Source organism: Streptomyces sp. NPDC054887, from assembly GCF_053610585.1.
The window spans coordinates 83859-90429 of record NZ_JBSGYQ010000029.1 but is presented as its reverse complement, the minus strand read 5'-3'; the positions used below and the strand labels follow the sequence as shown (position 1 = coordinate 90429).

General features: G+C 74.7%; 6 protein-coding genes and 1 pseudogene. 3 read left to right on the top strand and 4 right to left on the bottom strand.

Annotated elements, in window-relative coordinates:
* Positions 1-355: 355 nt before the first annotated feature.
* Together pip and ACWGH0_RS18370 are read right to left on the bottom strand one after the other, a co-directional pair.
* Positions 356-1324, bottom strand: coding sequence for a prolyl aminopeptidase (pip, locus tag ACWGH0_RS18375; protein WP_453405193.1), 969 nt, complete (start codon positions 1322-1324; stop codon positions 356-358).
* On the bottom strand, positions 1321-2553 hold the full coding sequence (locus ACWGH0_RS18370) for an ROK family protein (protein ID WP_453405192.1): 1233 nt from the start codon (positions 2551-2553) through the stop codon (positions 1321-1323). Before ACWGH0_RS18370 ends, pip begins: the two co-directional genes overlap by 4 nt.
* Positions 2554-2662: 109 nt before the next feature.
* On the opposite strand from ACWGH0_RS18370, the gene ACWGH0_RS18365 reads away from it, so the two are divergent.
* The 3 genes from ACWGH0_RS18365 (at position 2663) to ACWGH0_RS18355 (ending at position 5210) form a co-directional block, all read left to right on the top strand.
* Positions 2663-3925: an MFS transporter gene (locus ACWGH0_RS18365; protein ID WP_453405191.1), complete on the top strand. Its 1263-nt coding sequence runs from the start codon at positions 2663-2665 to the stop codon at positions 3923-3925.
* A 153-nt stretch (positions 3926-4078) separates the two neighbouring features.
* Entirely contained in the window at positions 4079-4828 is a 750-nt protein-coding gene (locus ACWGH0_RS18360) for a maleylpyruvate isomerase family mycothiol-dependent enzyme (protein WP_453405190.1), read from the top strand.
* Positions 4829-4937: 109 nt separating this feature from the next.
* A complete protein-coding gene (locus ACWGH0_RS18355) occupies positions 4938-5210 on the top strand; it encodes a DUF6332 family protein (protein WP_453405189.1) in 273 nt (90 codons plus the stop codon).
* Here ACWGH0_RS18355 and ACWGH0_RS18350 read toward each other — a convergent pair.
* Positions 5171-5490, bottom strand: a pseudogene (locus ACWGH0_RS18350) (LuxR C-terminal-related transcriptional regulator); the annotation flags it as partial. The gene ACWGH0_RS18355 and the pseudogene ACWGH0_RS18350 overlap by 40 nt on opposite strands.
* A gap of 239 nt (positions 5491-5729) precedes the next feature.
* Complete coding sequence (locus tag ACWGH0_RS18345) at positions 5730-6512, bottom strand: TetR/AcrR family transcriptional regulator (RefSeq protein ID WP_453405188.1); 783 nt, start codon at positions 6510-6512, stop codon at positions 5730-5732.
* Positions 6513-6571 lie beyond the last annotated feature (59 nt).

Below are 6571 nucleotides of genomic sequence, written 5' to 3'. Positions count from 1 at the left end.
GTCCCCCGGCACGTGCCGGGGAACGGGCCCACTGTCGTGCGGCGCCGTCCTTCACACGCCGCGGCCGAACCGCTCGCGCCGAAGGCCGGTGCGGCGCAGCAGGCCGGTGACGCCGAGGGCGGCGGCCGCCCGGAACAGCGGTACGAGGACGATCCAGGGGCCGGGTCCTTCGTAGCCAGGGCGTTCATCTCGGTCAGCTCCTCGGCGCGCTCTCGTTGTTTGTGACTCCGAGCGTCGCTCCCTGGAGAGGGTCCCCGTCGTCGTACGGCCGGAGGGGTGCGCGTGCCCCGCGGGCGGGGCCCGTGCGGCTGCTCCGGCCGGCCGAGGCGGGCCCTTGACCGGGCCGGTACGGGCCTCAGTGGCCGGCCGTGCGGGCGAACCGGTCGAGCGCGCCGATCACGAGCCCGCGCATCGTCTCGCTGCTCTTGTGTCCCGCGTCGTCGACCACGGTGAGTTCGGCGTCCGGCCATGCCTGGGCGAGTTCCCAGGCCGTGTCGCGGGGGCTGCTCAAGTCGTGGCGGCCGTGCAGCAGTACGCCCGGAATCCCTGCCAGTCGTCCCGCGTCGCGCAGCAGCTGCCCTTCCTCCAGCCAGGCGCCGTGGGCGAAGTAGTGGGAGGCGAGGCGCACGAGGGCGACGCGTTCGGCGTCGGGGCGGTCGCCGTACGGGTGGGCGTCGCCGCTCGGTTCGAGGGAGAGCACCGCGTCCTCCCAGGCGCACCAGTCGAGGGTGGCCTTCTCGCGTACGGCCGGATCAGGGTCCGAGACGAGCCGTGCGTACGCCGCTGTCAGGTCGCCGTCCCGGACGTTCCCGGGAACGCCCGCACGGAAGCGCTGCCATGCCTCGGGGAAGAACCGCGCGACGCCCCGGTACAGCCAGTCGATCTCCGAGCGGCGGGTCGTGGTGACACCGGAGACGACGATCTCGGAGACCCGGTCCGGGTGGCTCTCGGCGTACGCGAGGATCAGCGTCGACCCCCAGGAGCCGCCGAAGAGCAGCCAGCGGTCGATCCCCAGGTGCTCCCTCAGCCGCTCCATGTCGCGGATCAGGTGGTGCGTGGTGTTGTGCGTGAGGTCGGTGGCCGGGTCGCTCGCGTGGGGGGTGCTGCGGCCGCATCCGCGCTGGTCGAAGAGGACGGTCCGGTAGCGCTCGGGGTCGAAGTACCGGCGCGCGCCGGGGGCGAGGCCGGAGCCGGGGCCGCCGTGGACGACGAGCGCGGGCTTGCCGGCCGGATCGCCGCAGACCTCCCAGTGGACGAGGTTTCCGTGGCCGACGTCGAGCATCCCCCGGTCGTGGGGCCCGATGTCCGGGTACGCCGCGCTCACGCGGGCCCCTGCGAGGCGGCGAGCGCGGCGAGCGGGTCGTCGAGCACCGGCTGCCACGCCAACTCGGCCGCCCCGACGAGACTGTTGTGGTCCAGCGTGCACGGCAGGATGGGTACGCCGCCGCTGCGCCCCCACAGGCTGCGGTCGGCCACCACGGCGCGCAGCCGCTGGGGGTCGGCGTCGAGCAGTTCGCGGTGGAGGCCGCCGAGGACGATCCGGTCGGGGTTGAGGATGTTCACGAGTCCGGCGAGGCCGAGCCCCAGCCGGTCGATGAGTTCCTCGCACGCCGTGCGCACCGCGGGGTCGTCGTACTGGCCGCTCAGCAGTTCGCGGGACTGCTGGAGCAGCGAGGTCTCGGGTCCGGGGGCGCGGTCGGCCGCGGTGAGGAAGGCCAGCGGATCGGTCTCGACGTCGAGGCAGCCCCGGCCGCCGCAGTAGCAGGGGCGGCCGTCGGGGTTGACGGTGAGATGGCCGACTTCCAGGGCGAGGCCCGAACTGCCGGTGTGCAGGCGGCCGTCGACGACCAGCGCGCCGCCGACGCCGCGGTGGCCCGTGGCGACGCAGAGGAGGTGCTGCGCGCCGCGGCCCGCGCCGTGCCGGTGCTCGGCGAGCGCGGCGAGGTTGACGTCGTTGCCCGCGAAGGCGGGGCCCACGATGCCCGCCTCGCGCACTTGGCCGGCGAAGATGTCGCGGACGGGGGAACCGGCGGGCCAGGCGAGGTGCAGGGGGTTGAGCGCCGTGCCCTCGGGCTCGGCCACGGCTGACGGCACGGCGAGGCCCGCACCCACGCAGCGGCGGCCGCTCTCGCGCAGGAGGGCGGCTCCGGCGTCGACCACCGCGCCCAGGACCTGCGCCGGGTCGGCGGACACCGTCTTGCGGCCGGGGGCGGTGGCGACGATGCGGCCGCCGAGGCCGACGAGCGCGGCGCGGTAGCCGTCGGCGTGGATCTGGGCGGCGAGGACGACGGGGCCCGAGTCGTTGACCGCCAGGCGGTGCGAGGGGCGGCCCTGCGAACCCGCCGCCGCTCCGGGCCGGGAGTCGACCTGGATCAGTCCCAGCGCTTCGAGTTCGGCGGCGACCGCCCCGGCGGTGGCCCTGGTGACGCCGAGTTCGGCGGTGAGGACGGCGCGGGTCGGCGCCCGTCCGGTGTGCACCAGTTCCAGCGCGGGCCCGAGCGCGCTCCGGCCTCTTTCGAGCCGCGTTCTGATGGTGGTCGCCTTCCCGTTCATGAGGGCGAGTCTCGCATGCCGGTGAAGATCGTCCGGGCCCGGCTCCGGTGGCCGGCCGCGCCGGCCACTCGTGTTGTCCGAAACGGGACGCCACCCCTATGCTGAGTTTGTGCCGCACCTAAACAAACTACGGACGGCCGTACGGGGAAGCGGGAGCGGCGACCCCGCAACCGCCTCCCTGTCCCGCCTCCGCACCGCCCTGACCGTGTTCTTCGCCCTCGACGGCTTCCTCTTCGCCGGGTGGGTGGTCCGCATCCCCGCCATCAAGGAGCAGACCGGGGCCTCCGCGAGCGACCTCGGTCTCGCCCTGCTCGGCGTCTCCGGGGGCGCGGTCGTGACGATGACGCTCACCGGGCGGCTGTGCGGGCGCTTCGGCAGCCACCTGGTGACGGTCGCCTGCGGCGTACTGCTGTCGCTGAGCATCGCGCTGCCCGCGCAGACGCACTCGACACTCGCGCTCGGCCTCGTCCTGCTGGTGTTCGGCGCCGCGTACGGCGGCATCAACGTCGCGATGAACAGCGCCGCGGTGGACCTCGTCGTGGCCCTGCGGCGCCCCGTCATGCCGAGTTTCCACGCCGCCTTCAGCCTCGGCGGCATGACGGGTGCCGGCCTGGGCGGCCTGGTCGCGGGGCAGTTGTCCGCGTCCTCGCATCTGCTGGCTCTCACGGGCGTCGGGCTCGTCGTCACCGCCGCTGCGGGGCCCGCTCTGCTGCGCCGTCCTGTGCCCGGGCCGGCGCGTTCCCGGGAACGTTCCGCCGGCCGTTCCCCGGAACGTGCGCGGCGCGCACTCGGGAACGCGCCGCAGCCGCTCCGGGGAACGGCCCGTAAAGCCGTCGCCCTCTTCGGTGTGATCGCCCTGTGCACGGCGTACGGCGAAGGGGCGCTCGCCGAGTGGGGCACCCTGCACCTCCAGGAGGACCTACACGCACACCCGGGCGTCGCCGCTGCCGGGTACTCCCTCTTCGCGCTGGCCATGGCCGCGGGCCGGCTCAGCGGCACCGCACAGCTCGAACGGCTCGGCCAGACCCGCACCCTCGTAGCGGGCGGAACGCTCGCGACCGTCGGCATGCTGCTGGGCGCGCTCGCGCCCGCCGCCTGGCTCGCGCTCCTCGGCTTCGCCGTCACCGGGCTCGGCCTCGCGAACATCTTCCCCGTGGCGGTCGCGAGGGCGGGCGCGATCGCCGGCCCGAGCGGTGTCGCGGCGGCGTCCACCCTCGGCTACGGCGGCATGCTCGTCGGCCCGCCCGTGATCGGGTTCCTCGCCGACTGGTTCTCGCTCCCGGTCGCCCTGACGACGGTGGCGGTGCTCGCCGGAGCAGCCGCTCTGCTCGGGTACTCGGCCCGGGACGCGGCGGCGCACAGACACGGCTGAGTCGTGCTCTTCTGCACCGTCCTGCCGCTCTCGGTGCTCGTCCAGTCGTTCGCGCTCGGGTGGTTCGTGCGGCTTCTCCACCGCGTCCCGGCCCGAACATCCCGTCCGGGGAACGCGTGATCGACGGCGCGGTCCGCTGTCACAATCTCCCGTATGGAGACAGCCGAGTTCATCGAATCGCTTGAAACCGAGGGCCAGTTGCTGGCCGCCGCCGCCGAGAAGGCGGGGCCGGACGCCGACGTGCCGGTCTGCCCGGGCTGGCAGGTCCGCGACCTTCTGCGGCACACAGGCGTGGTCCACCGCTGGGCGGCGGCGTTCGTCACGGCGGGGCATACGACGTTCCGTCCCGAGGAGAGCGAACCGGACCTGGACGGCGACGCGCTGTTCGCCTGGTTCCGCGAGGGCCACGCCTCGCTCGTGGCCGCGTTGCGCGCCGCCCCGGAGGATACGGAGTGCTGGACCTTCCTGCCCGCCCCGTCCCCCCTCGCCTTCTGGGCCCGGCGGCAGGCGCACGAGACGGCCGTTCACCGGGTGGACGCCGAGTCGGCGCTGGGCGCGGGGTTCTCCCCCCTGTCGAGCGCGTTCTCCGCCGACGGCATCGACGAGTTGCTGCGCGGTTTCCACGCCCGGGACCGCAGCCGGGTGCGCACCGGGGAGCCGCGGGTCCTGCGCGTACGGCCGACGGACTCGGCGGACGTGTGGACGGTCCGCCTCGGCGACGGGCCGCCGCGTACAGAGCGGACCACGGACGACGCCGCGCAGAGCGCCGCCGACTGCGAGATGAGCGGCACCGCAGAGGCGCTCTACCTGACGCTGTGGAACCGGCTGCCGCTGTCCGCGATCACGGTGTCGGGCGACGACGCGATCGCCCGCCTGTGGCGGGAGACGTCGCACATCGTCTGACCGGGTCGCCCGTCGCGCCGCAGATCGGTCCACCGGTACGGCGGAGCAGGCGGGGAGGCGGCCGTCGCGGGCTTGCCCGCCGGCCGCGCCCGCTGTGAGACTGGGCCGCATGGGGACGAGGACGCAGGCGCAGCGCGACGCGATGACGATCGAGATCGGTTACGCCGTGCTGAGCGCGGCGGTTCTGGCCGCCGCCACCTTCGCCGCCGTCACCGCCCCGTGGCTGCTCGCCTCGTCGGGCCCCGGCCGGGCCGTGCTGCTGGCCGGTGGCGCGGCGGCCGCGCTCGTCTTCGTCGTACGGGTGGTGCACGTGCTGTGGGGTTATCGCGGCGCGCCCGGCACTCAGCCGAGCCAGCCGGGGCGCACCAGGCCCGACGCGTAGGCCAGTACGGCCAGTTGGGTCCGGTCGCGGGACCCGAGCGTGACCACGGTCCGGCTGCCGCGCGTCCTCGCCCGTGAGCGGGCTGACCACCGGACGGCCGGCGATCTCCTCGTTGGACGGGCCCGTGCCCACCAGCGCCATCACCCCCCGCTCGCGGTCCGTCAGCTCGGCCAGGGCCGGCCCCGTCCCCGGCCGGTTCCCTGGAACGGGGCGCGACCTCCGCGATCAGTCGGCGCGTCACGCCGGGCGACAACAGTGCGTCCCCGGCGACCACGGCCTCCCCGCGCGGCACCTCGTCGCCCGGCGGTCGTCGCGGTACCTCTGCCCCACTGAACCGCGCGGCACTGAGCCGCGCGGCCGGCGTCTCGCCACGGGCACGCCCGGGTGCCTCTGCGCCATTGAGCCGCGCGGGTGCCTCCTCGCCACGGGCGAGCGGGTGCCTCGTCACCCAGCGCGCGGGGCACTTCCCCTGCCGCCCATACGGCACTGCGCCGGTGGCAGGACACAACGCGTAGCGGGTCAGGCGCCCGGGCCGCCGGGTGCGGTGCCGCTGGGTGCGGTACCGCTGGGTGCGGTACCGCTGGGTGCGGTACCGCTGGGTGCGGTACCGCTGGTGATCAGGCCCACGGCGTGCGCGAGGGTGGCGGCCGCGTGCGTGAAGAAGGCGTCGCGGTCCTCGACGATCCGGTTGAACTGGCCGAAGACCTCGAAGGAGACGAGGCCGAAGAGCTGCGACCAGGCGGCCACCAGGGCGACGACGACCGACGGCGGGAGGTCGGGCGCCACATCGGCGGCGAGCCGCCGGGCCTCGGCGCCGAGGGCCGCGTCGAGGGGCGGAACGGCCAGGCCGTTGTCCCGGTGGGCGTCACGGACGACGGAGACGAGGGCCAGTCCGACCCGGGAGGCGGGGCCGACGGTCGTCATGGGGGCGGTGTAGCCGGGGACGGGCGAGCCGTAGATCAGGGCGTACTCGTGGGGGTGGGCGAGCGCCCAGCGCCGTACGGCGTGGCAGACGGCCGTCCAGCGGGCGGTGTGGGCGGCGGAGGCGGGCTGCCGGACCAGGGCGGTTTCAGCAGCCTCCCCCACGGCGTCGTACGCGTCGACGATCAGGGCGGTGAGGAGATCGTCGCGGCTGGGGAAGTAGCGGTAGAGGGCGGACGAGACCATGCCGAGTGCGCGGGCGACGGCGCGCAGGGAGAGTTCGGCGGCGCCGGCGGCCGCGACCTGCCTGCGGGCCTCTTCTTTGATGGCGGCCGTGACTTCGGCCCGGGCTCGCTCTCTGGCTCCGCGCATCGTGCTCATGGGAGAGCAGTGTGCCATGACGAGAGCACCGCACGGGAATGAGAGCACTGCTCTTGCTT

Excerpts from the sequence above, each read along its gene's own strand:
- ACWGH0_RS18355 (WP_453405189.1), top strand. The coding sequence starts at position 4,938 with ATGGGGACGAGGACGCAGGCGCAGCGCGACGCGATGACGATCGAGATC.
- ACWGH0_RS18360 (WP_453405190.1), top strand. The coding sequence starts at position 4,079 with ATGGAGACAGCCGAGTTCATCGAATCGCTTGAAACCGAGGGCCAGTTG.
- ACWGH0_RS18370 (WP_453405192.1), bottom strand. The coding sequence starts at position 2,553 with ATGAACGGGAAGGCGACCACCATCAGAACGCGGCTCGAAAGAGGCCGG.
- ACWGH0_RS18345 (WP_453405188.1), bottom strand. The coding sequence starts at position 6,512 with ATGAGCACGATGCGCGGAGCCAGAGAGCGAGCCCGGGCCGAAGTCACG.